Source organism: Novosphingobium sp. TCA1 (genome assembly GCF_009811895.1).
Lineage (GTDB): Bacteria > Pseudomonadota > Alphaproteobacteria > Sphingomonadales > Sphingomonadaceae > Novosphingobium > Novosphingobium panipatense_A.
This window is the reverse complement of record NZ_BLJH01000001.1, coordinates 511,165-536,741: the sequence shown is the minus strand read 5'-3', so window position 1 is coordinate 536,741 and position 25,577 is coordinate 511,165. Positions and strand designations below refer to the sequence as shown.

The window sequence follows — 25,577 nt, the reverse complement described above, 5'->3', positions numbered from 1 at the left end:
ATATCATGATGCACATCAAGCAAGAGGCCGAGGAACGCCACGTCCTCACCATCACCGTCGACAACGAGGCGGGCATTCTCGCCAAGATCGCCGGTCTGTTCACCGCGCGCGGCTACAACATCGACAGCCTGACCGTGGCCGACATCACCGAGAACCATGCGGTGAGCCGGATCACGATCGTCACCCACGGCCCGCCCAGCCAGATCGACCAGATCCATGCCCAGCTCGAACGGCTGGTGCCGGTTCACAAGGTCGTCGATCTCACCGAAGTGGGGCCTTACGTCCAGCGCGAGCTGGCGCTCATCAAGGTGACGGGCGTGGGCGAGAAGCGGGTCGAGGCGCTGCGCATCGCAGGCGTCTTCCGTGCCCGTCCGGTGGACACCACCACTGGCAGCTTCATCTTCGAACTGACCGGCGCGCCGGACAAGATCGACAGCTTCGTGGCGCTGATGCGCGATCTCGGCCTTGTCGAGGTCGGCCGTACCGGCATCGTCGCGATGATCCGCGGCCAGCACGAAGCCTGAAACACCTGTTCCGACGCACCGCATCGGAACCCACGAACCGCGCGCCGCACGGCGCATATCAATATCAGGTCCCGCCCCGAGGGAACGGACCGCTGAAAGGATAATACGATGAAGGTCTATTACGACGCCGATTGCGACATCAACCTGATCGCCGACAAGAAGGTCGCGATCCTCGGCTACGGCAGCCAGGGCCATGCCCACGCGCAGAACCTGCGCGACTCGGGCGTGAAGAATGTCGCCATCGCGCTTCGCGAAGGTTCGGCTTCGGCCAAGAAGGCGGAAAGCGCCGGCTTCAAGGTGATGGCGAACGCCGAAGCGGCTGCCTGGGCCGACGTTCTCATGATTCTCGCCCCGGACGAGCACCAGGCCGCGATCTACGCCGCAGACATCCATGAGAACCTGAAGCCCGGCGCGGCACTTGCCTTCGCCCACGGCCTCAACGTCCACTTCGGCCTGATCGAACCCCGCGCCGACATCGACGTGTTCCTGATCGCGCCGAAGGGCCCGGGCCACACCGTGCGCGGTGAATACCTCAAGGGCGGCGGCGTGCCCTGCCTGATCGCGATCCACCAGGACGTGACCGGCAACGCACAGGACGTGGCCCTGGCTTACGCTTCGGGCGTCGGCGGCGGCCGTTCGGGCATCATCGAAACCAACTTCCGCGAGGAATGCGAAACCGACCTGTTCGGCGAGCAGGCCGTTCTCTGCGGCGGCACCACCGCGCTGGTCCAGGCTGGCTTCGAAACGCTGGTGGAAGCCGGTTACGCACCGGAAATGGCCTACTTCGAGTGCCTCCACGAACTGAAGCTGATCGTCGACCTGATGTATGAAGGCGGCATCGCCAACATGCGCTACTCGATCTCGAACACCGCCGAATACGGCGACATCAAGACCGGTCCGCGCATCATCACCGAAGAGACCAAGAAGGAAATGAAGCGCGTTCTGGAAGATATCCAGTCGGGCCGTTTCGTGAAGGACTTCGTTCTCGACAACCGCGCCGGCCAGCCGGAACTGAAGGCTTCGCGCATCGCCGCCAAGCGTCACCCGATCGAGGAAACCGGCTCGAAGCTGCGCGCCATGATGCCCTGGATCGGCGCCAACGCGCTGGTGGACAAGGAAAAGAACTGATCCCTTTTACGCATTTTCGCGTTTGACGGAATTCGGGAGGCGGCGCAGAAATGCGCCGCCTCTTTTCATTGGAGCACTATCCATGCGCCTTCCGCATATCGCCCTCTCCCTCGCCGCAGCCGCCGCTCTCGCCGCGCCCGTCATCGCCCAGCCCGGTCAGGGAAGCCGAGGGGATGGCCCGGGAGGCCGGATGGAAATGCTTCACGGATCGGGCACGCCCGCCGACGTCAAGGCCGGGACTTACGCCGTCGAGCCCGCCCATACCCAAGTCACCTTCAGCGTCTCGCACATGGGTATCTCGCCCTTCGCTGGTACGTTCGCCGGGGGCAGCGGCACGATGACGCTGGATCCGAAGAATCTCGCAGCCACCAAGCTCAACGTCACCATCCCGGTCACTTCGGTACAGACCACCAGCGACAAGCTGACCGAGGAACTGCGCAGCGCCGACTGGCTGGACGCGGCGAAGTTCCCGACCGCCACTTTCGTCGCCTCCTCGGTAACACCGCGCGGCCCCGATGCCGCCGCGATCGAAGGCACGCTCACGCTGCACGGCGTCAGCAAGCCGGTGACGATCATGGCTCGCTTTTTCGGCGCCGCGCAAAATCCGATGAGCAAGAAGGATTCGATCGGATTCCTCGGCCGCGCACTGATCAAGCGTTCGGATTTCGGTGTCGCCAAGTATGTACCGATGGTGTCGGACGAGACGGTCCTGGTGATCAACGCCGCTTTCGAGAAGCAGTGATCCCGACTTTTGCATCACGGCGCCTGAATGCATGTACCGCAATGTAGACGTCTCATTTCACGATGATAGATTGCCTCCATGCTCGTCATGAGCATGGAGGTTTTCTTATGCGAAACTTCGTCAGGGCTCTTGGACTGGTTGGCTCTCTGGCCGCAATCGTCACCGCACCGCCGCTGGCCGCGCAGGCAAGCGAGCGCGTGGCCTTCGCGCGCGGCAACGACAACGCTTCGGTCAAGGGCACGGTAACCGGCAACCAATACCGCGACTATGTTCTCGGTGCGAAGACCGGGCAGACCATGGCCGTCTCGATCGTTTCGAAAGGCGCGATGTTCAACATCCTGCCGCCGGGCAGCACCGGAGAGGCGATCTACAATGGATCGATGGATGGACCCGACGCCACGAACATCAAGCTTCCCAAAACAGGGGATTATCGTATCCGTGTCTATCTGATGGGCAATGCGAAGGACGCCAAGCGAACCGTCGCCTATCAGCTCTCGATGACCGTGATGTAATGGAGAACGGCATGAAGCGCGCATTCCCCCCGATCCTGACCAGTAGCCTGACCGCCAGCCTTGCTGCCTTGGCCCTCACCGCCTGCAGCAGCACCGGAGCCGACAAGATGGCTGAAAGCACGCCGCCGCCCCCGCCCCCGCCCGCCATGGAGCCAAGTTGCGGTGCCGATCAACTCGGTTCCTATGTCGGCCAGCCCGCCAGCGACGAGGTCATCGCGGCGATCACCGCGTGGCGCGGCGACAAGCCGATGCGCGTGATCAAGCCCGGCATGGCCGTGACCATGGACTACCGGCCCGATCGCCTCAACGTGCAGGTGGACGAAAACGGCAAGATCAAGGGCTTCACCTGCACCTGATCCCGCCGATCTGACCGCTTGATCCGGGCGCCCCGCTGGGCCAAGCATCCCTGCCTGATCACAGCAGGGGCTCCCGGATGAACGAAGCAGGCGATATCGAGCGCGAAGACAGCCTCACACGGGTCGAGGCGTTCTCGGACGGCGTGCTCGCGATCATCATCACCATCATGGTGCTGGAACTGAAGACGCCGATCCAGGAAAGCCTGTCCGCGCTCTGGGCGCTCTGGCCCATCTTCATCGCCTATGTCCTTAGCTATGCCTATGTGGCGATCTACTGGGTCAACCACCACCGCCTGCTCGGCCATGCCAGGGTGGTGACGAGCGGGCTGCTCTGGTCGAACATGCTTCTGCTCTTCACTCTCTCGCTGATCCCGTTTTCCACGGCCTACCTTGGCGAGCACCATTTCGGCCGCGAGGCGACGCTACTCTATCTCGTCACGATGATAACTCCCGCGCTTGCTTATATCCTGCTTCAGAGCCGGGTCGCGGCGACCGGCGCGAAGACCGTGGCCAGCCGCCGCTATCACAAGGCCTCGCACCGCAAGGGCCTCGCCGCGGCCGCGATCTATGCCCTCGGCATTCCCCTCACCTTCCTGTCCCCCTGGCTGGGCGTGGCCTGCGCGGCGCTGGTGGCCGGGTTCTGGATGCTGCCCTGGAGCGCGATGGACCGCCTGTTCCTGGACCGCGTTCCCCCTGCCGGAAGCTGATCGGGCAAGTTTGTTGCGCGCTGCACTACGGATCCCGCAAGAAGCCGCGCCTTTTCGCTTTACATCGGCGGCCCGAATGCCCATAGGCTCCGGCATGACCCTTCGTCTTGGCCTAACCCTGCGACTTATCCGCCCTTGGGCGTGAGGTGACGCGTCGGTCCTGCGGCGCGCTCGGCGCTCAAGGGGACCCGCAAAGACCGGCCGAACGCAGGCCGGCAAAGCCACTGATACGAAGATCATTTTCCGAGCGAGAATACCCATGACCATGCTGCAAGACCCCTCGGTCAAGTACCGCCCCTTCCCGCAGATCGACCTGCCGAACCGCCAGTGGCCCTCGCAGGTCATCACCAAGGCGCCGCGCTGGCTCTCCACTGACCTGCGCGACGGCAACCAGGCGCTGATCGACCCGATGGGCGCGGAAAAGAAGAACCGCTTCTTCGACCTGCTGGTCAAGGTCGGCCTCAAGGAAATCGAAGTCGGCTTCCCCAGCGCGGGCGCGACCGAGTTCGACTTCATCAACGGCCTGGTCAGGAACGACCGCATCCCCGAAGACGTGCTGGTCCAGGTGCTGACCCAGTCGCGCGAAGACCTGATCACTCGCTCTTTCGAGAGCCTGGAAGGCGTCCACGCCGCAATCGTCCACCTCTACAACGCGGTTTCGCCGCTGTGGCGCAATGTCGTGTTCGGGATGGAGCGGCACGAGATCAAGGCCATCGCCACGAGCGGCGTTAAGGTCATGCGCGATCAGGCTGCGAAGTATCCGGGCACCAAGTGGCAGTTCGAATATTCGCCCGAGACTTTCTCGACCGCCGAACTCGATTTCTCGATCGAAGTCTGCGAGGCGGTGATGGAAATTCTCCAGCCGACGCCCGAAAATCCGATCATTCTCAACCTGCCGGCCACGGTCGAGGCGGCGACGCCCAACGTCTATGCCGACCAGATCGAGTACTTCTGCCGCAACCTGCCGAACCGCGAATCGGCGGTGATCTCGCTGCACACCCATAACGATCGCGGCACCGGCGTCGCCGCCGCCGAACTGGGCCTGATGGCCGGCGCCGACCGCGTCGAAGGCTGCCTGTTCGGCAATGGCGAGCGCACCGGCAACTGTTGCCTCGTGACCGTGGCGATGAACATGTACACGCAGGGCGTCTCGCCCGGCCTCGACTTCTCGGACATCGACGAGGTGATCCAGACCGTCGAGTACTGCAACCAGCTCAAGGTCGCCGAGCGTCACCCCTATGGCGGCGAACTGGTCTTCACCGCTTTCTCGGGCAGCCACCAGGACGCCATCAAGAAGGGCTTCGCCGCGCAGGAAAAGCGTAACGACGAGATCTGGGCCGTGCCTTACCTGCCGATCGACCCCGCCGATCTCGGCCGCGACTACGAGGCGGTGATCCGCGTCAACTCGCAGTCCGGCAAGGGCGGTTTCGCCTGGGTGATCGAGCAGGACCAGGGCCTCAAGCTGCCCAAGCGCATGCAGGCCAATTTCTCGAAGCACGTCCAGGAACTGGCCGACGAACTGGGCCGCGAGCTTCAGGCCGCGGATATCTGGGACGTGTTCCGCAAGACCTACCGCATCGACGATCCGCAGCATTTCCAGCTGATCGACTGGGAGGAAGCGAAGGCTGCCGATGGCACCCGCGTCTTCGCCGGCAAGATCGGCGTGGACGGCAAGGAGCAGTCGGTATCGGGACGCGGCAACGGCCTGATCTCCTCGGTCACCGCAACCCTGGCTGAAAGCTTCGGTGTTTCCCTCGACGTGCGCGACTATGCCGAGCATTCGATGGGCAAGAGCGCCGATGCCCGCGCGGCCGCCTATGTCGAATGCGTTACCCCCGAAGGTCAGGTAATCTGGGGCGTCGGCATCGACGAGGACGTGGCCACGGCCAGCGTGCGCGCGGTGCTCAGCGCGGCCAACGCCGTGAGGGCCTAATGAGAATCACTTGCACGCATTGGATGTAAGTTGAAATCGATTGAGGCGGGGGTTTTTCAACCTCCGCCTCTTTCATATGTTCACCAGGAACAATGTGACACCACCGATCATGAGCGGCGCACGGCTCATCTTGCGTACGCAAATTAACGATGATTTTTCTGGAACCGATTAGAGAAAAAGCTAATTTTTCCCGGCAAACCAATAGCAACCGGGATGCCTATGCAGTTCTACCTCGCGACCTCTTTCATCTTCCCGCGCTCGCTGCGTCTCAGGTTGTTCGCCCTCTGCTTCGTAGCCACGCACCTTCCACTGATCGGCTATTGCGCCTGGGGGCTTGCCACGGGGCGAATAGCCCTTTTCGAATTCATCCTGCTGACACTGGCGACCGTCATCGGCACGACACTGGCGCTTTTCGGAATAGGCGCCCTGCTCAATCCGATCCACGCCCTGGCCGATGCCCTCAACCGCAACGAGGAAGACGGAGCGGCCCTCCCCGAGGTGGGAGACGTCATCCAGACACTCTACGCGGGCGTCCACCGCGCCGCCACCGCCACCCGTGCGCAGATGGAAGACCTCACCATCGCCGCGCTGGAAGATCCGCTGACAGGGATTGCCAACCGCCGTGGGTTCCTGGAGCAGCTGGATGCCCTGCCCGCAGATCAGCGCCGGGGGTGCATCGCCATCGTCGACATCGACTTCTTCAAGCAGGTCAACGACAAGCTGGGGCATGACGAAGGGGACCGCGTACTCTGCGCCTTCGCCGACCGGCTGTCCTCCCAGATCCGCCGCGCCGATATGGTGGCCCGCTGGGGCGGTGAGGAATTCGCCATCCTCTTCCACGAATCCATCGAGGACGAGGCCGACTGGACGCTCGCCCGGATCGCCGCGCGCATGCGGGAGGAGCCGATCAGTATCGTAGACGGCCGACCGGTCACTTTCTCTGCCGGCATCTGTTGCTGGAACGGCGAGGACATCGAAGGCACGCTGCATCTCGCCGACGAAGCGCTTTACGAAGCCAAGCGCTCGGGCCGCGACTGCATCTGCCGCGCGCTTCCCGCTGGACAGCAGGTTGCCGATTGAGGGCTACCCTCCAAGCGACTGGAACAAAAAAGGGCGGCCCGAGAGCCGCCCTTTCCATGTCTGCAAGGCAGAAAGGATCAATCGCCCGTCAGGATGCGATCGACGAGTTCCTTCACGGTGGGCGTGAAGCCGTTCGAGTAGAACGGGTCCTGCTTGAACTTGTAGGCAGCGTGACCGGCAAACATCAGGTTGTCGTCTACCGGACCGCCGTGAGCGATGTCCTGGAGAGTCTTCTGAATGCAGAAGCTGCGCGGATCGGCCAGGCGGCCGGTGGTGTAGTCGTCGTGGTCCTTCCACGAGGAGAACCCGCAGTGCGACAGGCAGCCCATGCAGTCCGCCTGGTCCTTGCGGATTTCGTCGCGCTCGGCCGGATTGACGAAGATGATCGTATCGTCGGGCGTACGCAGGCCGTCGGTGAAGCCCTGCGACGACCAGGCGCGCGCGCGGTCAAGATCCTTGGGGGCGACCCAGAAGTTCTTGCCCTTCACGCCGACGTCGAGACGCACGGTATGTTCGCCCGCTTCGACCTTCGAGTAGGGAATCTGGCGCTCGGAACGCGCTTCGAGATTGCGCAGGAACGGGTTGCGCACGGCCGAGGAATAGAAACCGGTCGGCGAGAAACGGTGCAGCAGCACGTCGCCCGGCTCCAGGGTGCGCAAGTGGTCCTTCCACGCCTGCGGGATCGGGCTTTCCTGCGTCAGCAGCGGGCGCGTGCCGTACTGGAAGGCGATCGAGCCGAGTTCCGGGTTGTCGATCCAGTTTTCCCAGTCGCGCAGGAACCAGACGCCGCCGGCCATGACGATCGGCACGGTATCGGCGATACCCTCGGCGCGCATGGTATCGCGCAGGGCCTTGACGCGCGGATAGGGATCTTCCGGCTTCAGCGGGTCTTCGGCGTTCGACAGGCCGTTATGACCGCCAGCCAGCCACGGATCTTCATAGACCACGGCGCCCATGAGGTCCGGCACCTTGTGATAGGCACGCTTCCACAGCGCGCGAAAGGCGCGGCCGGAGCTGACGATCGGCAGGTAGTTGACGTTGAAGCGCGCCGCGATCTCGGAAAGCTTGTAAGGCATGCCCGCGCCGCAAGTGACGCCGGTGACCATCCCCTTGGTCTTTTCCAGCACGCCTTCCAGCACGGCCTGCGCGCCGCCCATTTCCCACAGGACGTTGATGTTGATGGCGCCCTTGCCGCCGGAAATCTCGTAGGCCCGGCGGACCTGCTCGACCGCGCCGTCGATGGCATAGTCGATCAGTTCCTGGTGCCGTTCCTTGCGGGTCAATGCATTGTAGACCTGCGGGACGATCTTGCCCTCGGCATCGTAGCTGTCGGCATTGACGGCACTCACGGTGCCGATGCCGCCGGCCGCCGCCCAGGCGCCCGAGCTCATGTGATTGGTCGCGGCAACGCCCTTGCCGCCCTCCACGAGCGGCCAGACTTCGCGTCCACCATAGACAATCGGCTTGAGACCCTTGAAACCCATCTTCTCTTTCGTCTTTCCCCCGGCGCATGGCACGCTGGTTCAGCGGCCCTGTATACGCCCTGTGCTACTGACGCACTACTTTTGCGTCATGGTGTTGCCGGATATCCGGCAAGGTACGATGTTTTCCGGTTCCGGCCTGGGGCCGGCAACCTCGAACTGCGCGTAGTAGCCCTGGAGCTCCGGCTTACGGACAAATTCCGTCAAACGAAACCCCATGGACGCAAATTCGCAGAAAAGGAGTTGTGGCGGGATGCCGTGACTGTCGCTGGCGCGATCCACGTCGACCACGACGACCCGGCCGCCCTCGCGCAAGGACGGGCGCAGGCGCCAGAGAAAGGCATAAGGTTCGGTGACTTCGTGGTACATATGCACCAGGAAGACACGGTCGAAGCTGTTTTCCGGCAGCTTGGGATCGTCCGCCGTGCCAAGCTTGATCGAGACGTTCTCCAGCTCTTCGCGCATGACGCGGTTGCCCAGCCGCTCGTTGGCCTCCCGGTCGATATCCTCGGCCAACACACGCCCCTTGGTGCCGACACGCTGGGCCAGACGCACGGTGTAATAGCCCTCGCCCGCACCGAGATCGGCCACGCTCATGCCCGGCTCGATCTTGGCCAGATCCATGACGACTTGCGCTTCGTTCAGGCTGTCGCGCTGGACTTCGCTGCCCACTGCCCCGTCGGGCGTCTTCGAAACGGGGCGGTCCGCGACCGGGAACGCACGCGCGCTTTCAGGCCGCGATTCGTCCACTTTCTCGCGGTGGCAGCCCCCCAGGACCAGCCCGAGAGCCAGTGTCGAAGCCATGGCGGCGGCGCGACAGGAAAGGCGGAAGGACAAGCGCATGCGGCCCTTTAGCGGTTCGGCCCGCGCTTGGCAAAGTCATGCCGGCGCGGACCGTCGCAAGTTCAGTCCACGTCTTCCACTTCGACCTTCTCGCCGGTCACGCGCTGCGAAAGCGCGGCGGCCATGAAGGGATCGAGCGCGCCGTCGAGCACGTCACCGGGCGCGGTCGAGACGACGCCGGTGCGCAGGTCCTTCACCTGCTGATAGGGCTGCAGCACGTAGGAACGGATCTGGTGACCCCAGCCGATATCGCTCTTCGAGGCATGTTCCGCGCTCGCCGCTTCCTCCCGCTTGCGCATCTCTTCCTCGAACAGGCGCGCCTTCAGCATGCCCATGGCGATTTCGCGGTTCTTGTGCTGCGAACGGTCGATCTGGCTGGCCACGACGATGCCCGAAGGCGCGTGGGTGATGCGCACCGCCGAGTCGGTGGTGTTGACGTGCTGACCGCCCGCACCCGAAGCGCGATAGGTATCGATCTTCAGATCGGCGGGATTGACCTCGATCTCGAAGCTGTCGTCGATCACCGGGTAGACCCAGACCGACGAGAAGCTGGTGTGGCGGCGCGCCGAGCTGTCGTAGGGGCTGATGCGGACCAGGCGGTGGACGCCGCTCTCGGTCTTGGCATAGCCATAGGCGTTCTCGCCCTTGATCAGCAGGGTGCAGCTCTTGATGCCTGCGGCTTCACCGGCGTGATAGTCCACCAGTTCCACCTTGTAGCCATGACGCTCGGCCCAGCGCGTATACATGCGCTGGAGCATCTCGGCCCAGTCCTGGCTCTCGGTGCCGCCGGCACCAGCGTGGACTTCGAGGTAGGTATCGTTGGCGTCGGCTTCGCCCGAAAGCAGCGCGGTGACCTTGTCCTGATCGGCACGTTCGGCGAGCGCGGCAAGGGCGGCGATACCTTCGTCGATGGTAGCCTCGTCGCCTTCCATCTCGCCCAGTTCGACGAACTCGATGGCGTCCTGCATCTCGCGGCCGATCTCGTTCACCGCGCCGATCGAAGCTTCAAGGCGGCGACGTTCCTTCATCACCGCTTCGGCTTCCTTGGGCTTGTCCCAGAGCGTGGGATCCTCGACGCGCGCGTTCAGTTCGTCGAACCGGCGCAGGGCGCGGTCCCAGTCGAGGAACTTGCGGACCAGCGCGAGGGCCTTCTCGATACGCGCAATGTGGGCCTGCCCTTCGGCACGCATGACTTGAAACTCCCAAGAAGCGACAGCGCGCGCATAGCGCAGCGACGGCATAAGTAAAGCGCAAGGGGCATGCCTCGCACGGAAACGGCGCTCTTACCCGCCAAAGGGGGGCTTGTTCAAGGCAGGAAGTGAAGGTCCGCCTTGCTCACCCGATGCCTGGAGCATTCAGCCCCTTAGTTTCAGCCTCTGAGCGTCAGCCCTTCAGTTTCTTCACGGCTTCGAGCGTCAGCTTCACATGATCGCGGTAGTCGAGTTCGGAATGAACCATCACGATCCGCCCGTCCTGCGCGATGACGTAGCTGGTGCGGTCGGTCATGCCCGCCGGGACGCCCTGGCGCTTGAGCGCGACGTCGTAGGCCTTGGTGATCGCGGGCGTGGCGACGGCGACGGCGAACTTGTCGCGGCAGGCCTCGGTCGAGAACTTCTGGAGCGTCGGCAGATCGTCCGCCGACATGCCGACGACGGTTGCGCCGAGCTTGGCGAAATCCTCGGTAGCGTCCGCGAAGGCATGGGCTTCCAGCGTACACCCTTGCGTGAAAGCCTTGGGGTAGAAGTAGAGCACCACGGGGCCCTTCTTCAGCGCGGCCTTGAGATCGAATGCCATGACCTTGCCGCCCTTGGCCCCTTGCGTCGAAAACGCGGGCGCCTTCGCGCAGACCGGCAAGGCGGCCTCAGCGGAACCGGCGGAAACAGCGAGGGCGAGAGCCGCGATTGCGGCAGGCAGGATCTTGCGCATGGCCGATAATCTGGACCTCGGGAACAAGCCTGTCCAGCCTATTCCCGTACCCGCACCGGGCGGCGCGTTCGTCCGGCTTATTCGATATAGCCCAGAACCGTGCCGACCTCGTACGTCTCGCCTATCTCGGCGACGATCCGCAGTGTGCCGGAAGCCGGCGCCTCGACCTCATTGGTGGATTTGTCCGCTTCGAGCGAGAACAGCGGTTCGCCTTCGGTTACCGCCGCGCCGTCCGCGATCAGCCATTCGGCGACCTGGCCTTCTTGCATCGAGAAACCGATCTTCGGGAGCAGGATTTCAACGGCCATGGTACTTTCAGTCCTCCAGCATCCGGGCACCCGAAGCACCTGCCCCGCCGCCGCGATTTGACCTTTTGACTAACGCAAGCGGCGAGGCAGACAAGCTATGCACCCCGCTATCCGCGCGGGCGATATGAGGGGCTCATTCCGGCTTGCCGTCCTCGTGCGCCATCCAGTGAACGAAGCGGTGAAGCGGATACATCGCATCGTGCGGGTTGCCGATGGTTGAAGGCCCCGCCTCTCCCAGATGAACCACGCGCTGGGCACCGCCAGCCGCCAGCCGGTCGCGATAGTCGGCCATGCGGTCGAAGGGATAGAAGCCCACCGTCTGGGTGGCGACATTGATCCACTTCACGGCTTCGTCGAGGCTGTCCACCCGCACGACATTGGCCGTCTTGTTGATCGGATGGAAATCGACCGGCTCCTCGGAACGGATGACCAGCCCCTTGCCGTCGGTCCGACCCCAGACGCCATAGTCGTCGTCCATCAGCATCATCGTATCGACCGCCTCCCGCATGTCGCGGTCGAGCGGGCGGAAGTCCCCACTTTCGGCCGCGCGGCGGGCGATGTGGTGGTGCAGGCGGGCGCAGAAGCGGTCCACTTCCTCCTCGCTGCCTTCCACGAACTGGAAGCGGCTGGCGACGCAGGCCTCCTGGTTCAGCGTCATGACGTCAGCCGAGCAGAGATCGGCCACGCGGTCCACGGTCGCTTCGTTCACCAGCGCCTCGCTCCCCACAAACGAGATCGAGGTCTTGGGATCGAAGGAAACGAGCTGAAATCCCGGACCCAAATATTTGATAACGTTGTTGATCGCATCGCCGCCGCCCCAGGCCACGATCTTGTCGAAATACTGCGGGCGATAGAGCACGCGCTCGGTCGCGTCGTCGCCGCCGCGCCAGTAGACGGCCGACATCGAGCGCACGATTGGATGGTTCGCATCGATATCCGCCATGGTCCGCAGGATCGCGACCATGGTGAAAGGATCGGCACTGCTCATCTTGAACAGGTTTATGCCCTTTACCATCGAACCCTGCGCTACCGACTTCACGGCCACGCCCGGCGAATTGCCCGGCAGCACGTGGATCAGGCGCGGCGCAAAAGCGCGCACGAAGCTCTTGCGACCCGTGAAGTCCTGCTTCGGCACCCATTCGTCGAGCGCGCGGGGATCGGGGAAGTTCTGCTCCACTTCCGCCATGAGCACGCGCTTGTCGAGATAGGCGGCGGCGTGGCGCGCGGTGTTCTCTACAACGGCGCGCGGCAGGATATGCGTGCGGCACATCCGCTCGATGCATTCCTGCATATGGTCGTTGTCGGAGGCGGTGAGACGCTGGCCGGTTTCGACCAGGAAATCGACGATCTCCGCCAGCGGCACATTAAGGAGCGGTGGCACTTCGGTGCGGGGCGGCACCGCGCGGTCGAAAGGTATCCTGGGTGTCGCGAAAGTCACGCCAAGGTCGCGCGACTTCTGGATCACGTCGGTGCCATGCAGCACCTGACCGCGCAGGAAGAACGGAGCCGAAACAAGTTCCGCTGTTTCAGTATGTTGCGTTACGAAGTTCATGCTACACCTCGCACATAAGCGTCGACCGTGCCGGCACAGCCAATCTTGTCGTCACCTTCCAGATCCGCGTAGCGCACGATGTTGTCACGGATCGAAGGGCCGTGGTTTCCACACTTGCACGGACCGTAATCGAGCGAAATCCGGTCACCGGTAATCACCCCGCCCCAACGCCCGTCGAGCGAGAGATCGAAGAACGCGGCGCGACCTTCCATTTCACCTGAAGTGTGGTCGAGAGCCCCCTCCACTGCAGCGTCGCCCGACTTGTCGAGCAACACCGGTACGATCCACGGCGGCACGTGATAGCGCCCGCCCTCGCGGCACTTGGGCATGCCCGAATTCAGTTCCTGCATCGAATAATTCTGGAAATGACGATCTTCGGGAATGTTGAAGGTATCGAATACATACTCCTGATAATCATCAGGAAGTTGCGCGCGCTTCAACCCGCCGCCGACATAGATCGAGTTGTCGGGATCGAAGTCCGCGCGGTCATACCCGGCATCGCGCACGGCCTTGGCCACCTGCCACAGCCCGCTCCACAGGCCCGAAAGCTGAAGCTTGCGATGGCGGTTCTCGATGATGAACTGGGCCGTCGCCGGGATCGCATCGGCCACGGCCTTGGCCCGTGCGGCGGAGGTTTCCTCGAAAGCGGCGATCTCATCGGGCCGCGCGGTGCCCTCTGCGATCTTCTTGCGCATGACCACCATCGCGGTGAGTGAGCCCACCGTGATCGGCGGCACCGGATAGTGCCAACGCGGCGCCGAAGGATCGGCAAACGCCTCATACTGCGCCTGCGCGATGGTGGCGTTCTTGGGCACGGTGGCGACCGGCGCGCAGCCCACGATCACCCGGTCCTGCGCCGGAACCACGCCCGAACCCCAGGCAAAGACGTTGACCGTATCGATCTTCGACCAGTCCATGTCCCTCTGCGAGGCGATCAGCATGGCCGACTTGCCGGTGGTACCGCTGGAGCAGGAAATGAAGTGGCCCAGCGCCGCCAGCCGCTCGATCCAGTCGTCGATTCCTTCGACACTTTCGAGGTTCAGCCCTTCGATCGGATAGGGCGAGATCGTGCCGAGCCACTTGGTCAGCTTGTCCCACCGCTCTTCCATCAGGAAGCTCTCGGGGTACGACTTGTAAGCGGTGTGCGGAAACAGCAGCGGCACCACGTCCGCGATGGATTCGATCTTCTCGATCCCGGCATCGCGGGCGCGCAGGCGCAGCAGCTTGATGCGGTCCTTGCGCTCCTGAAACCGCTCGTCGAGCGCGGCGACCTGCGTTTCGCGCAGTTCCTCCGCGCTGAAACTGAAACGCTGCGGATCGGCTACGAGCGCCATGAGTTTCTCGGCAGATTTACCCATTCGTTCTCTCCCGTTCTGCCGCTCGACCGGTCTGCAATGGACAGATCGTCGCGACTCGATTAATGGCATCCAATGCGTTTCATTATTCACGATCCTCTTGGCAGCACAAGCCCGATCGGGTCGAATGAGGTCATGACCGAGAAACGCGCCTCCATCGAAACACCTGCACCGATCCGCGCAGGAAGGCCCACGCGCGAGCAAGCCGATGCGCGCCATGCGCAGCTGCTCGACTGCGCCTTCATCCATTTTCTCGAAAAAGGGTTCGAGCCGACGACGATCGAGGCGCTTGCGGCGGAGGTCAGCATGACCAAGCGCACCGTCTATGCCCGCTATCCCGACAAGGCGTCGCTGTTTCGCGCCGCGGTGCGACGAGGAACCGAACGGCGCGCCGCATCCCCGGAAACGATCACGGCCACGCGCGCGGAAACCCTGGAACAGACCCTCATAAACATCGCGATGCTGCGCATAGAGCTCGCCGGGACGCCGGAAGGCGTGAAGCTGCAGCGCCTCATCAACACCGAGGCCTACCGTTTCCCGGACATCTTCCAGACCTATTACGAGGTCGCGGCCCTGCCCACGGTACGGTTCCTTGCCGGGATCCTGGAAGACGAGACACGGGCCGGGCATCTCGCCATCGAGGACGCCATGCTGTCGGCCAACGTCTTCATGAGCATGGTCGTCAGCGCCCCCGTACGTTTCCTGATTTCGGGGAATGAGCTTCCGGCACAGGATGTGGACCGCAGGGTCCGCTTCGCCGTGAGGCTGTTTCTCAAGGGCGCGGAACCACGCTGACCGGGCTTGCCTGAAGGGAGAGAACAGAATGATGCCGCAACCTGCCGATCGATCCGCACCGGATCATGAAAACCTCTCAAGGGGCGATCCGGGTCGACGCTGCGTCGTCGTCACGGGTGCCAGTTCCGGGATCGGCAAGGCTGCTGCCATGGCGTTTGCGCACATGGGCTGGCACGTCATCGGCACCGGACGGGACACCGGACGCTGCCATGAAGCCGAGGCGGAGATCCGCAGTTCGGCTTCCGGGCCGGCACGCATCGACTTTCTGCGCGGCGACTTTTCCGAAATGCGCGAAGTCCTGCGCGTCGCGAAGGACGTCCAGGCCCTCACCGATGACGTCCATGTCCTCGTCAACAACGCTGGCGGCATTCGCGACGGCTGCTATCGAACTTCCGAAGGTCTGGAAGCGACTTTCGCCGCCAATCACCTTGCGCCTTTCCTGCTGACCCGGGAACTTCGGCCGCTGCTCGAACGTGCCGCCGGAACCGCAGCGCCGGGTATGGTGCGCGTGATCGCCGTATCGTCCAGCGCTCACAGGATCTGGCCTGGAATGCGCTGGTACGACCTGATGATGAAGACCGCCTTCGATGCAAATGCGGCCTACTGCCAGGCCAAGCTCGCAAACCTGCTTTTCACGCTCGAATTGCATCGCCGCCTCTCGGACAGAGGTATCGTCGCACTGGCCATGCATCCCGGCCGGGTCGATTCCAACTTCGCAAGCCATGGTGACGAAACCATGCAGGCCTACATGGCCGCCAATGCCTGTGCCGCGCCGGAGCAGCCCGCGCGCACGATCGTCTGGCTTGCGACCGATCCCGGACTGGGCGGCAAAGGCGGGTGCTATTTCCACGACCTGGCCGAGGAAGAACCGGCTCCGCAGGCGCTGGATTACCTCGAAGCCGAAAAGCTGTGGCGCGAAAGCGACCGTATTCTGGCGGAAATCCTCGAAACCGCCTGATACGAAAAAACCGTTCCGCGCCGCTCCTTTTGCGGAGCGGTCGCGGAACGGCGTGCGACCCGTAAAGGGCTATCGCAGCGCGAGCCGAAAAGTTCCGGCCCGGCACATCGGTCGAGGAGGAGGAGAACGACCGATTACGACGGCGCGCTGCTACATGAATTTTAAAACGATTGCACTACCCGACAGCCCTGTAGGAACACCGAGCGCGATTTTTTTGCGCCATCGGCAGGTTCGTAGCGGCCTTGACCTTGCCGCTCCGGTTCCGCAATTCCTCTCGCAATCGAGAGGAACCCACTCATGCCCGCGCCCCTGAATGCCGCCGACCTTGCCCTTCGCCCGCGTCGCAGCGCGCTCTACCTCCCCGCTTCGAATCCCAAGGCCATTGCCAAGGCCCGCACCCTGCCTTGCGACATGGTCGTGCTGGATCTTGAAGATGCCGTCGCCCCGGAAGCCAAGGAAGCGGCGCGTGCGGCAGCAGTGGCAGCGATTGCCGAGGGCGGCTTCGGACACCGCGAAGTGGCGATCCGGGCCAATGGCCTCGACACCGAATGGGGCGCGGCCGATCTTGCCGCCATCGCCGGTGCGCGAGCCGACGCGGTGCTGGTTCCCAAGGTCAACGCGCCCGAAGACATCGCGCGCTACCATGATGCCCTCTCCGGCGCGCATCCGCAGATGCAGCTATGGGCGATGATCGAGACTTGCGGGATCGTCGGCAACCTGCCCGCGGTCGCCGCGATGGCCCGCACTACGCGGCTGTCGCTCTGGATCATGGGGATCAACGATCTCGCCAAGGAAATGCGCGCCCAGCTTACGCCCTGCCGCACGCCCTTCCAGCCGTTCCTGGCCATGTCCGTCGCCGCTGCGCGGGCCAACGGCATCGCAATACTCGACGGCGTCTGCAACGAATTCCGCGACCTCGAACTGTTCGAGGCTGAAGCGCGGCAGGGCCTCCTGTTCGGCTTCGACGGCAAGAGCCTGATCCACCCGGCGCAGATCGAGCCCTGCAACACCGTATTCTCGCCGGGCGAAGCCGATCTTGCATGGGCGCAATCGGTGATCGAGGCTTTCGGTCTGCCCGAGAATCAGGGCAAGGGCGCTATCCGGGTGGACGGCAGGATGACCGAGCTGCTCCACCTGGAGCAGGCTCGGCGGCTGCTGGAGGTCGCCCGGAGGATCGAAGGTATTCAATAAGTTCGGGCAATAATCTACGAGCGGTAGGAAGGCCCGGGAATTATGCCCGGACCTTCTCCGGTATCAGCCTTCACCCTTCGATCCGGGCACGCGGGCGATCTCGCCGGGCTCGTTGGCGATCACCTTGAGCACGGCCGTCCAGGCATCGACATTCTGCTGAAGCGCAGCCGGATCGACCTTGTCCAGCGTGTCGTCGGGGGTGTGGTGCAGGTCGAAATAGTGCATGCCGTCCTGCCCGAGATCGACCACCGCCAGTTCCTGCTTGGCGATGATGCCCGAGACATCGGCGCCGCCGGTGGCTGCGCCGTCGTGATGGACGATGCCCATCGGCCAGAGGGCCGTCTTGATCTTCTCGCCCATGGCCTTGTTGCTTTCGGCAAGCGTCAGGCGAAGCTGCCAGACCTTGTCGGCGCCGAAATCGCTTTCCATCGCCACGGCATGGGGTTCGTTGCCGTGCATCTCGGCATAGGCCTTGCTGCCGCCGCCAGTGACGCCCATTTCCTCGTTTCCGGCCCAGAGCACGCGGATTGTGCGCAAGGTCTTGCCGTCCTTCTGCGCGGCGAGCGCCGCGGCGGTGACGATGGCACAGCCCGAGGCGTCGTCGACCGCGCCCGTCCCCAGATCCCAGGAATCGAGATGGCAGGCGAGCACGATCTTCGGCAGCGAAGGATCACGCCCCGGCAGGTCGGCGATCACGTTGCCCGAAGGCGCATCGGGGAGTGGCTTGCCGAGCATGGTGAGGTCGATCTGCATCGACTTGCCGCGCCTGGCGATACGACCGATCAGGTCGGCATCAGGATTCGACACCGCGCCTGCCGGGATCGGCTTCACGCCCTGCGCGAAAACGGTCACGCCGGTATGCGGGTTGCGATGGCTGTCGGTACCGGCCGAGCGGATGACGATGGCGGCAGCGCCCTTCTGGGAGGCGATCGAGGGTCCGCGGCGGCGGACGTCGCCATAGGGGCCGTAACCCGAACCGTCCTGCGCAGCGCGCATGGCGTGATCCACAAAAGCGACCTTGCCCTTGAGTGAGCCTTCCGGGGCGTCACGCAAGGCATCGAGGGTCGGGAAATAGACGAGCTGGGCCTGAATGCCGTTGGTCGGGGTCGGCACCGAAAGGCCGAGCGCGGCGATCGCCAGGGGCTGCGTGTAAGGGGCGGTCAAGCGGGCGCTCTCCTCTCCCCGTGCCCAGGCGAGAGTCTTGAACGGCTCGATCTTGACGTCCTGAAAGCCGAGCGCCTTGAGCCTCTCTTCTGCCCAGGCGCGCGCCTGCCCTTCCTGCGGCGATCCGGCAAGACGGGGACCGATCTCGGTGGTCAGGCCTTCCACGATCTCCCAGGCGACACCCGAACCTTCGGTCGGGGCAGCCGCCGCAGGTGTTGCGAGCAGGGAAGCGGAGGCCAAGAGCGGAGAGGCGGCGAGAAGCGCCGCGCGGGAGAATCTGCGTTGCATGACAGATGCCTAACCCGCTCCGTCGCTCCTGCCAACCGGTCCATCTCGTCTGTGAACGAAGGGGCCAACCGGGATGGCCCCTTCGGATGGTTCCTAGCTCGATCAGTTCCAGCTGCGACCGTCTGCCGAAGCACAGCCATAAGGCGGAAGCTGATTGGAGAACCGTTCCTTCATCTTGTTGCAGCCCCAAGTACGCAGGGGACCCGGCGCATAGCCGTTCAGCGCGATGCCCACTTCATCGTAAGGCGTGTCGCTTTGCGCAACGTACATGTACCAACGCCCGCCGAACATCACCAGTCCGGCCACCACGACAACGGTCACAACTTGCAGAATTTTCTGCATTTTCTTCTCCATCAACTTTCAAGGGCGAGTGGCCCTGCCCGCGCGCGCCGAGGCAATCAAGTATTTTTCACCGTTAGATTTTCGCCCCGCCCGGCAGGTACGCGCAGAGCACCCAATGCGCCGGTGCGGATCCGCTACGCCACGCAAAGGTGCCACCTTGCCGCTTGACCGGGCCCCTGCCCTTGGCAACCGGCCCCCACGCCTGTAGAGCGAGCGGCAACTTTTCCGATCCAGATCCTATTTCCAGAGGAAACCGATGGCTGCCCAATACGCCTTCGTCATGAAGGGCATGACCAAGACCTTCACCGGCGCGCCCAAGCCGGTGCTGAACGACATCAACCTGCAATTCTACCAGGGTGCCAAGATCGGCATCGTCGGCCCCAACGGCGCCGGCAAGTCGACCCTGATCAAGATCATGGCCGGCATCGACACTGACTACACCGGCGAAGCCTGGGCGGGTGAGAACATCACCGTCGGCTATCTGGAGCAGGAACCGGAACTCGATCCGACCAAGACCGTGCTCGAAAACGTCAAGGACGGCGCGCGCGAAACGGCCGACATGGTCGAGCGCTTCAACGCCATCGGCATGGAGATGGGCGAGGAAGACGCCGACTTCGACGCGCTCGGCGCCGAGATGGCCGAACTGCAGGACAAGATCGACGCCGTCGATGGCTGGACGCTCGACAACCAGCTCGAAATCGCGATGGAAGCGCTGCGCTGCCCGCCGGGCGACTGGCCGGTCGACAAGCTCTCGGGCGGTGAAAAGCGCCGCGTGGCCCTTACCCGCCTGCTGATCCAGAAGCCGTCGATCCTGCTGCTCGACGAACCGACCAACCACCTCGATGCCGAATCCGTCGAATGGCTGGAGAACCACCTCAAGGAATACGCGGGCGCGGTGCTGATGATCACCCACGACCGTTACTTCCTCGACCACGTGGTGGACTGGATCCTCGAACTCGACCGCGGAAAGTACTTCCCCTACGAAGGCAACTACTCGACCTACCTCGAGAAGAAGGCCAAGCGCATGGAGCAGGAGGACCGCGAGGAATCCGGCCGCCAGAAGGCGCTCAAGGACGAGCTGGAGTGGATGCGGCAGACCCCCGCCGCCCGCCAGACCAAGTCGAAGGCGCGTATCCGCAAGTTCGAACAGCTTCAGGAAGCCCAGGCCGGCCGCAAGCCCGGCAAGGCGCAGATCGTCATCCAGGTGCCTGAGCGTCTGGGCGGCAAGGTTATCGAGGTGAAGGGCATCTCGAAGGCGTTCGGCGACAAGCTGCTGTTCGAGGACCTCTCATTCATCCTCCCGCCGGGCGGCATCGTCGGCGTGATCGGCCCGAACGGCGCCGGCAAGTCCACGCTGTTCAAGATGCTCACCGGCAAGGAACAGCCCGACAGCGGCACGATCGAGATCGGCTCGACCGTACACCTCGGCTTCGTGGACCAGAGCCGCGACCACCTCGATCCCAAGAAGAACGTCTGGGAAGAAGTGTCGGACGGCCTCGACTACATGAAGGTCAACGGCCACGACATGTCGACCCGCGCCTATGTCGGCGCGTTCAACTTCAAGGGCGCCGACCAGCAGAAGAACGTCGGCAAGCTTTCGGGCGGTGAGCGCAACCGCGTCCACATGGCCAAGATGCTGAAGGAGGGTGGCAACGTCCTCCTGCTCGACGAACCGACCAACGACCTCGACGTGGAAACGCTGGGCGCGCTGGAAGAAGCCATCGAGAACTTCGCGGGCTGCGCCGTGGTCATCAGCCACGACCGCTTCTTCCTTGACCGTCTGGCCACGCACATCCTGGCCTTCGAGGGCAACAGCCACGTCGAATGGTTCGAAGGCAACTTCGAGGCTTACGAAGAAGACAAGCGCCGCCGCCTGGGCGATGCGGCCGATCGTCCGACCCGTCTGGCCTACAAGAAGCTGACGCGCTGATCGTCACGCCCGGCCGTAAAGCCGACTGAAATGGAAGCCGCCGCCCTGCCCGGGGCGGCGGCTTCATTCATTTTCACAAAGTCTAACCTGAACGAATGGCATCAGCATGGTTCACCATTCCGACAGTGGTTTTCCCCTAAGGGTGTTCTTAGGATGAACCGTCATCGCCGGGCGGCAAATCCGGTTTGGAGACCGGAAAAATGAAGAAGGAACATAATCTGCAGGCGAAAGCGCTCCTGTCCCTCAGCGCAATGGCGATGGCCCTTGCCGGACTTGCCGTTCCGACCAGCGCGATGGCCGAGCCCCGCCAGGAGCGTGCGCGCGGCGAGGACCGCAGCGGCGGAGAGCGACGCGGCGGAAACGGTGGGGCCTATCGCCCTGCCCCGCAGCCGCAATGGATGCGTCCTCAAGCGCGCCCCGACGTGCCGCGTCCGCAGGCGCCGCAGCGCGCGCAATCCGCGTGGCGCGGCGGTGAGCAGCGCCAGCAGGTACAGCAGCCCCGCCCGGTACAGGACCGCCCCCAGCGCACCAACGCCTGGAGCAATGCCCGTCCGCCTCAGGCCGCCCAGCCCCAGCGGCCCGATCGCGCGCCCGGCCAGCCCCAGAGCCAGCCTTCCTGGAAGTCCGGCAATCGTTGGCAGGGCTCCACGCCCGGCGGCTGGCAAGGCGCGCGCGGCAACGATGACCGCCGCGATGGAGACCGCCGCTGGAACGCCGGAAGCAGGCCGGACAATCGCCCCGACGGCAGCCCGAACTGGCGCAACGACGACAATCGCAACGACCGCGCCGATCGCCCGGATCGCAATGCCTGGGGCAAGGATCGCCGTGACGACGACCGCCGCTGGAACAACAACGACAATCGCCCTGACCGCCCTGACCGCAACGCCTGGGGCAAGGACCGCCGCGATGACGACCGCCGGTGGAGCGGAAACGACAACCGGCGCTGGGACCGTAACGACTGGCGCCGCGACAACCGCTACGACTGGCAGCACTATCGCGATCGCAACCGCTCCATCTACCGGATGGGCGGCTACTACGCGCCCTATCGCGGCTATGCCTATCGCCGGCTCAGCATCGGCTTCTCGCTGGGGTCGCTGTTCTACGGCAGCAACTACTGGATCAACGATCCCTGGCAATATCGCCTGCCGCCGGTCTACGGCCCCTATCGCTGGGTCCGCTACTATGACGACGTGCTGCTGGTGGACGTCTACTCCGGCGAAGTCGTGGACGTGATCTACGATTTCTTCTGGTAGAATTGATGCGAACCCCCGGATCCCTGCGGTCCGGGGGTGTTTATTTGAAAATGCCTGAAAGGCATTTTAGAGCGGCACCAGCCCGCGCCTCCACCCTACCACCCAACAATAGTATCCTGGCGGGTGGTAGGGTGGAGGCGCCTGAGAAATCTTGGGGGCTGGTGCCGCCAAAATCCGCCTGCGGCGGATTTTCAAACGATCGCTTCGAAGTCAGCCACAGTTTCGTGGGCTGCGCCGATTGATCCCCCGGGACGCATGGCTAGTCTTCCCGGGAGATGCCGAGACCCGCCCATCCCGACTGCCACTCCCTTGCCCGGATCGGCATGTCCGTACGCAGCCGACTGGCGGAGGACGCCGCTTTTTCCCGCGTCCCGGTGGAAGGCGCGGAACTCTACCTCGCTCCGGCTTTCCTGGGCGATGCGCAGTGCCGTCATCTCATCACCCTGATCGACGATGTCGCCTGCCCGTCCCGCCTGGTCGAGGAGAAGGATTGGGAGGGGTATCGCACAAGCTTCTCGGGCGACATCAATCCGCGCGACAGCATCGTCCGATCGATCGACGCGCAATTGTGCAAGGTCACCGGAATCGATTCCCAGCACTGCGAGTCCATGCAGGGCCAGCGATATCATCCGGGCGAGTACTATCATGAGCACTGCGACTGGTTCGACACCCAGGCCCCCTATTGGCGGCAGGAAAACCGCAACGGCGGCCAGCGCAGCTGGACGGCGATGATCTACCTGAACGCCGTCGAACAAGGGGGGACCACCGATTTCGTCCACCTCGGGCTGGACATCGAACCGGCGGCGGGATCGCTGCTGATCTGGAACAACGCATTCGCGGACGGCACGCCCAACCACCTGACCATGCACGCGGCCCGTCCGGTGATAAGCGGCGTCAAATATGTCGTGACCAAGTGGTTCCGTGCGCGCCCGTGGCGGCAGGAACCGTCTTAGCTTTCCTCGCCGTCCTGAACCGAGCGACGCGTGTCGAGATATTCCATGAGGTGATCGAAGCGGCGGTGCAGGCGGATGATCTCCAGCTGGGTCCGCAAGTTCACTTCGTAGTCGTGCCGGGCGGTGATGCGGTCCTTGTCGGACTGCCGGTTCTGGCTCATCATGATGACAGGCGCCTGGATCGCCGCCAGCATCGAGAGCATCAGGTTCAGGAAGATATAGGGATAGGCGTCGAAGGCCTTGAAACCCAGCGCCTGAAGCAGGCCAGAATTGAGCAGCATCCAGGAAAACAACACCACGGCAAAGCCGATGATGAAGCCCCAACTGCCGCCGATCGCCGCGACCCTATCGGCTATGTGGTCGCCGCGCGTGGCGTGCATCGCGGCCAGTTCGTCGGCATCGGGGCCGACCAGCGTACCTGCCGCCAGCCGGGCGAGCACGCGGCGATCCTCGGGATCGAGTTCTTCCAGCTTGCGCCCGAGGAGTTCTTCGGCGAGTTCCTCGGGCGTTCGCGGGTTCTTGCGCATTCAGGCGTGCTCCGGCCTCAGGTGGCCGAAAGGGCCTCCGCGATCAATTTGCGCGTTTCGGGCACGCCGTAAAGGGCGATGAAGCTGCCCATGCGCGGCCCTTGCGGCGACCCCAGCAGCGTTTCGTAAAGCGCCTTGAACCAATCGCGCAGGCTTTCGAAGCCATAGGCCTCGTTCTTGCCGATCTCGTACACGGCGTTCTGGAGGTTTTCGGCGGTCGCTTCGCCGCCCAGCTTTTCCAGCTCGGCATCCAGCACCTTGAGCGCCTCGGCCTCGTTCGCGGTCGGCGCACGGCGCTTGAGGGTCGGCGCGATGAAGTCGCGGTTGGTAGCCAGCGCGGCGCGGACCATCTCGCCCAGTTCGGGGTGCGCTTCGGGACGGGCATCCTCGATATAGTTGCCGAGGTAGGACCAGACCTGTTCCGCCGTCGCATCCGCGCCCAGCACGCCGACGAGGTTGAGCAGCAGCGAGAACGTGACCGGCACGGTATCGCCCGCGCCCTCTCCCGTTCCGCTGGCGCGCAGCAGGTGCCAGACCGGATTGCCGAGCTGCTTGTCGACCGCCTGATCGGCCAGATTGCCGCGGAACTGCCAGTATTCGTCGACCGCCTTGGGGATCACGCCGACGTGAAGCTGCTTGGCGCTCTTCGGCTCGCGGAACAGGTAGAAACCGAGCGATTCCTCCGTGCCGTAAGTCAGCCACTGTTCGATGGTCAGGCCATTGCCCTTGGACTTGGAGATCTTCTCGCCATTCTCGTCAAGGAACAGTTCGTAGATCAGCCCTTCCGGCTTCCGGCCGCCCAGCACCTGCACGATCTTGCCCGACTGGGTGACCGAGTCGGTAAGGTCCTTGCCGCACATCTCGTAATCGACGCCCAGCGCATACCAGCGCATCGCCCAGTCGACCTTCCACTGCAGCTTGGCCTTGCCGCCGAATACCGACTGTTCGATGACCGAGCCGTCCTCATCGGTGAAGCGGACCATGCCGGTGGCCGGATCGATCACTTCGACCGGAACCTGCAGCACCACGCCGCTGCTGGGCGAGACCGGCAGGATCGGCGAATAGGTCTTGCGGCGCTCCTCGCGCAGCGTCGGCAGCATGATGTCGAGAATGCCCTGGTTGCATTCCAGCACGCGCGTCAGCGCGGCATCGAATGCGCCCGAGTTGTAGCGATCGCTGGCCGAGACGAATTCGTAGTCGAAGCCGAAACGGTCGAGAAAGTCGCGCAGCATCGCATTGTTGTGATGTGCGAAGCTTTCATGCGTACCGAAAGGATCGGGAATGCGGCTGAGCGGCTTGCCGAGGTTGGCGGCCAGCACTTCGGCACCCGGAATATTGTCCGGCACCTTGCGCAGGCCGTCCATGTCATCGGAGAAGGCCACGAGACGCGTCGGCGCGCCGCCGGTCAGCGCTTCGTAAGCGCGGCGCACCAGCGTGGTGCGCAGCACTTCCTGGAAGGTGCCGATATGCGGCAGGCCCGAGGGACCATAGCCCGTCTCGAACAGCACCGGCTCTCCACTAGGTTTACCGTTCGGGAAACGCTTGAGCAGCTTCTGGGCCTCCTGGAAGGGCCAGGCCTTGGACACGCGTGCGGCTTCGATCAGGGCTTGTTCAGTCATCCTGCGCTCTTTGGCGAAAAGCGCGCATTTCGCAAGGGCGAAGCAATAGGATCCCCCCGAAACGCCGCCCTCTGCTTCATCATCCCGCCTTCACGCCGGGATAGGTGGGG

25 protein-coding genes are annotated in these 25,577 nt (G+C 63.7%); 14 read left to right on the top strand and 11 right to left on the bottom strand.

Annotated elements, in window-relative coordinates; all coding sequences use genetic code 11:
* Positions 1-5 precede the first annotated feature (5 nt).
* The 8 genes from ilvN (at position 6) to NTCA1_RS02530 (ending at position 6,982) form a co-directional block, all read left to right on the top strand.
* Positions 6-524 (top strand): acetolactate synthase small subunit, encoded by a 519-nt coding sequence (gene ilvN / locus NTCA1_RS02565; RefSeq protein ID WP_086490320.1) that lies wholly within the window; start codon positions 6-8, stop codon positions 522-524.
* Between the two features lie 108 nt (positions 525-632).
* Positions 633-1,652: a ketol-acid reductoisomerase gene (ilvC, locus tag NTCA1_RS02560; protein ID WP_159827934.1), complete on the top strand. Its 1,020-nt coding sequence runs from the start codon at positions 633-635 to the stop codon at positions 1,650-1,652.
* Between the two features lie 82 nt (positions 1,653-1,734).
* On the top strand, positions 1,735-2,394 hold the full coding sequence (locus tag NTCA1_RS02555) for a YceI family protein (protein ID WP_159827932.1): 660 nt from the start codon (positions 1,735-1,737) through the stop codon (positions 2,392-2,394).
* 107 nt (positions 2,395-2,501) lie between these two features.
* Positions 2,502-2,906, top strand: coding sequence for a hypothetical protein (locus NTCA1_RS02550; protein ID WP_159827929.1), 405 nt, complete (start codon positions 2,502-2,504; stop codon positions 2,904-2,906).
* Positions 2,907-2,917: 11 nt separating this feature from the next.
* Positions 2,918-3,262, top strand: a complete 345-nt coding sequence (locus tag NTCA1_RS02545; protein ID WP_159827927.1) for an I78 family peptidase inhibitor — start codon at positions 2,918-2,920, stop codon at positions 3,260-3,262.
* A 77-nt stretch (positions 3,263-3,339) separates the two neighbouring features.
* Positions 3,340-3,969 (top strand): TMEM175 family protein, encoded by a 630-nt coding sequence (locus NTCA1_RS02540; RefSeq protein WP_159827925.1) that lies wholly within the window; start codon positions 3,340-3,342, stop codon positions 3,967-3,969.
* 259 nt (positions 3,970-4,228) lie between these two features.
* Positions 4,229-5,902: a 2-isopropylmalate synthase gene (gene leuA / locus NTCA1_RS02535; protein WP_133084274.1), complete on the top strand. Its 1,674-nt coding sequence runs from the start codon at positions 4,229-4,231 to the stop codon at positions 5,900-5,902.
* Between the two features lie 219 nt (positions 5,903-6,121).
* Complete coding sequence (locus tag NTCA1_RS02530) at positions 6,122-6,982, top strand: GGDEF domain-containing protein (protein ID WP_159827923.1); 861 nt, start codon at positions 6,122-6,124, stop codon at positions 6,980-6,982.
* A gap of 77 nt (positions 6,983-7,059) precedes the next feature.
* On the opposite strand, the gene NTCA1_RS02525 is transcribed toward NTCA1_RS02530, so the two are convergent.
* The 7 genes from NTCA1_RS02525 to NTCA1_RS02495 all read right to left on the bottom strand — a co-directional run bounded on the left by NTCA1_RS02525 (position 7,060) and on the right by NTCA1_RS02495 (position 14,450).
* A complete protein-coding gene (locus tag NTCA1_RS02525; RefSeq protein ID WP_159827921.1) occupies positions 7,060-8,466 on the bottom strand; it encodes a nitronate monooxygenase family protein in 1,407 nt (468 codons plus the stop codon).
* 75 nt (positions 8,467-8,541) lie between these two features.
* Positions 8,542-9,267 (bottom strand): class I SAM-dependent methyltransferase, encoded by a 726-nt coding sequence (locus tag NTCA1_RS02520; protein ID WP_086490328.1) that lies wholly within the window; start codon positions 9,265-9,267, stop codon positions 8,542-8,544.
* Positions 9,268-9,368: 101 nt separating this feature from the next.
* Entirely contained in the window at positions 9,369-10,496 is a 1,128-nt protein-coding gene (gene prfB, locus NTCA1_RS02515) for a peptide chain release factor 2 (RefSeq protein ID WP_086490492.1), read from the bottom strand.
* A gap of 193 nt (positions 10,497-10,689) precedes the next feature.
* Positions 10,690-11,232: a peroxiredoxin gene (locus NTCA1_RS02510; protein ID WP_159827919.1), complete on the bottom strand. Its 543-nt coding sequence runs from the start codon at positions 11,230-11,232 to the stop codon at positions 10,690-10,692.
* Positions 11,233-11,309: 77 nt separating this feature from the next.
* Positions 11,310-11,540 carry a biotin/lipoyl-containing protein gene (locus tag NTCA1_RS02505; RefSeq protein ID WP_086490330.1) on the bottom strand — a complete coding sequence of 77 codons (231 nt, stop codon included), beginning with the start codon at positions 11,538-11,540 and terminating at the stop codon, positions 11,310-11,312.
* A 133-nt stretch (positions 11,541-11,673) separates the two neighbouring features.
* Positions 11,674-13,092: an acyl-CoA reductase gene (locus NTCA1_RS02500; RefSeq protein ID WP_159827917.1), complete on the bottom strand. Its 1,419-nt coding sequence runs from the start codon at positions 13,090-13,092 to the stop codon at positions 11,674-11,676.
* Complete coding sequence (locus NTCA1_RS02495; protein ID WP_159827915.1) at positions 13,089-14,450, bottom strand: hypothetical protein; 1,362 nt, start codon at positions 14,448-14,450, stop codon at positions 13,089-13,091. Before NTCA1_RS02495 ends, NTCA1_RS02500 begins: the two co-directional genes overlap by 4 nt.
* Positions 14,451-14,582: 132 nt before the next feature.
* Between NTCA1_RS02495 and NTCA1_RS02490 the strand changes: the two genes are divergently transcribed.
* The 3 genes from NTCA1_RS02490 to NTCA1_RS02480 all read left to right on the top strand — a co-directional run bounded on the left by NTCA1_RS02490 (position 14,583) and on the right by NTCA1_RS02480 (position 17,391).
* Entirely contained in the window at positions 14,583-15,242 is a 660-nt protein-coding gene (locus NTCA1_RS02490) for a TetR/AcrR family transcriptional regulator (RefSeq protein WP_159827913.1), read from the top strand.
* A 28-nt stretch (positions 15,243-15,270) separates the two neighbouring features.
* On the top strand, positions 15,271-16,200 hold the full coding sequence (locus NTCA1_RS02485) for an SDR family NAD(P)-dependent oxidoreductase (RefSeq protein ID WP_236549053.1): 930 nt from the start codon (positions 15,271-15,273) through the stop codon (positions 16,198-16,200).
* Between the two features lie 297 nt (positions 16,201-16,497).
* Positions 16,498-17,391 carry a CoA ester lyase gene (locus NTCA1_RS02480; RefSeq protein ID WP_159827911.1) on the top strand — a complete coding sequence of 298 codons (894 nt, stop codon included), beginning with the start codon at positions 16,498-16,500 and terminating at the stop codon, positions 17,389-17,391.
* A 63-nt stretch (positions 17,392-17,454) separates the two neighbouring features.
* Here NTCA1_RS02480 and NTCA1_RS02475 read toward each other — a convergent pair whose 3' ends face one another.
* Both NTCA1_RS02475 and NTCA1_RS02470 read right to left on the bottom strand, forming a co-directional pair.
* Positions 17,455-18,843, bottom strand: a complete 1,389-nt coding sequence (locus NTCA1_RS02475) for a M28 family peptidase (protein WP_159827909.1) — start codon at positions 18,841-18,843, stop codon at positions 17,455-17,457.
* A gap of 102 nt (positions 18,844-18,945) precedes the next feature.
* Positions 18,946-19,185 (bottom strand): hypothetical protein, encoded by a 240-nt coding sequence (locus NTCA1_RS02470; protein ID WP_159827906.1) that lies wholly within the window; start codon positions 19,183-19,185, stop codon positions 18,946-18,948.
* Between the two features lie 256 nt (positions 19,186-19,441).
* Between NTCA1_RS02470 and ettA the strand changes: the two genes are divergently transcribed.
* From ettA to NTCA1_RS02455, 3 genes are all read left to right on the top strand, one after another.
* Positions 19,442-21,115, top strand: a complete 1,674-nt coding sequence (gene ettA, locus NTCA1_RS02465; protein WP_159827903.1) for an energy-dependent translational throttle protein EttA — start codon at positions 19,442-19,444, stop codon at positions 21,113-21,115.
* A gap of 200 nt (positions 21,116-21,315) precedes the next feature.
* Positions 21,316-22,368, top strand: a complete 1,053-nt coding sequence (locus NTCA1_RS02460; RefSeq protein ID WP_236549052.1) for an RcnB family protein — start codon at positions 21,316-21,318, stop codon at positions 22,366-22,368.
* Between the two features lie 323 nt (positions 22,369-22,691).
* A complete protein-coding gene (locus NTCA1_RS02455; protein WP_236549051.1) occupies positions 22,692-23,321 on the top strand; it encodes a 2OG-Fe(II) oxygenase in 630 nt (209 codons plus the stop codon).
* On the opposite strand, the gene NTCA1_RS02450 is transcribed toward NTCA1_RS02455, so the two are convergent.
* A complete protein-coding gene (locus tag NTCA1_RS02450; RefSeq protein WP_086490337.1) occupies positions 23,318-23,848 on the bottom strand; it encodes a DUF1003 domain-containing protein in 531 nt (176 codons plus the stop codon). The two genes, NTCA1_RS02455 and NTCA1_RS02450, sit on opposite strands and share 4 nt — an antisense overlap.
* A 17-nt stretch (positions 23,849-23,865) precedes the next feature.
* A complete protein-coding gene (locus tag NTCA1_RS02445; RefSeq protein WP_159827897.1) occupies positions 23,866-25,467 on the bottom strand; it encodes a lysine--tRNA ligase in 1,602 nt (533 codons plus the stop codon).
* Between the last annotated feature and the right edge of the window lie 110 nt (positions 25,468-25,577).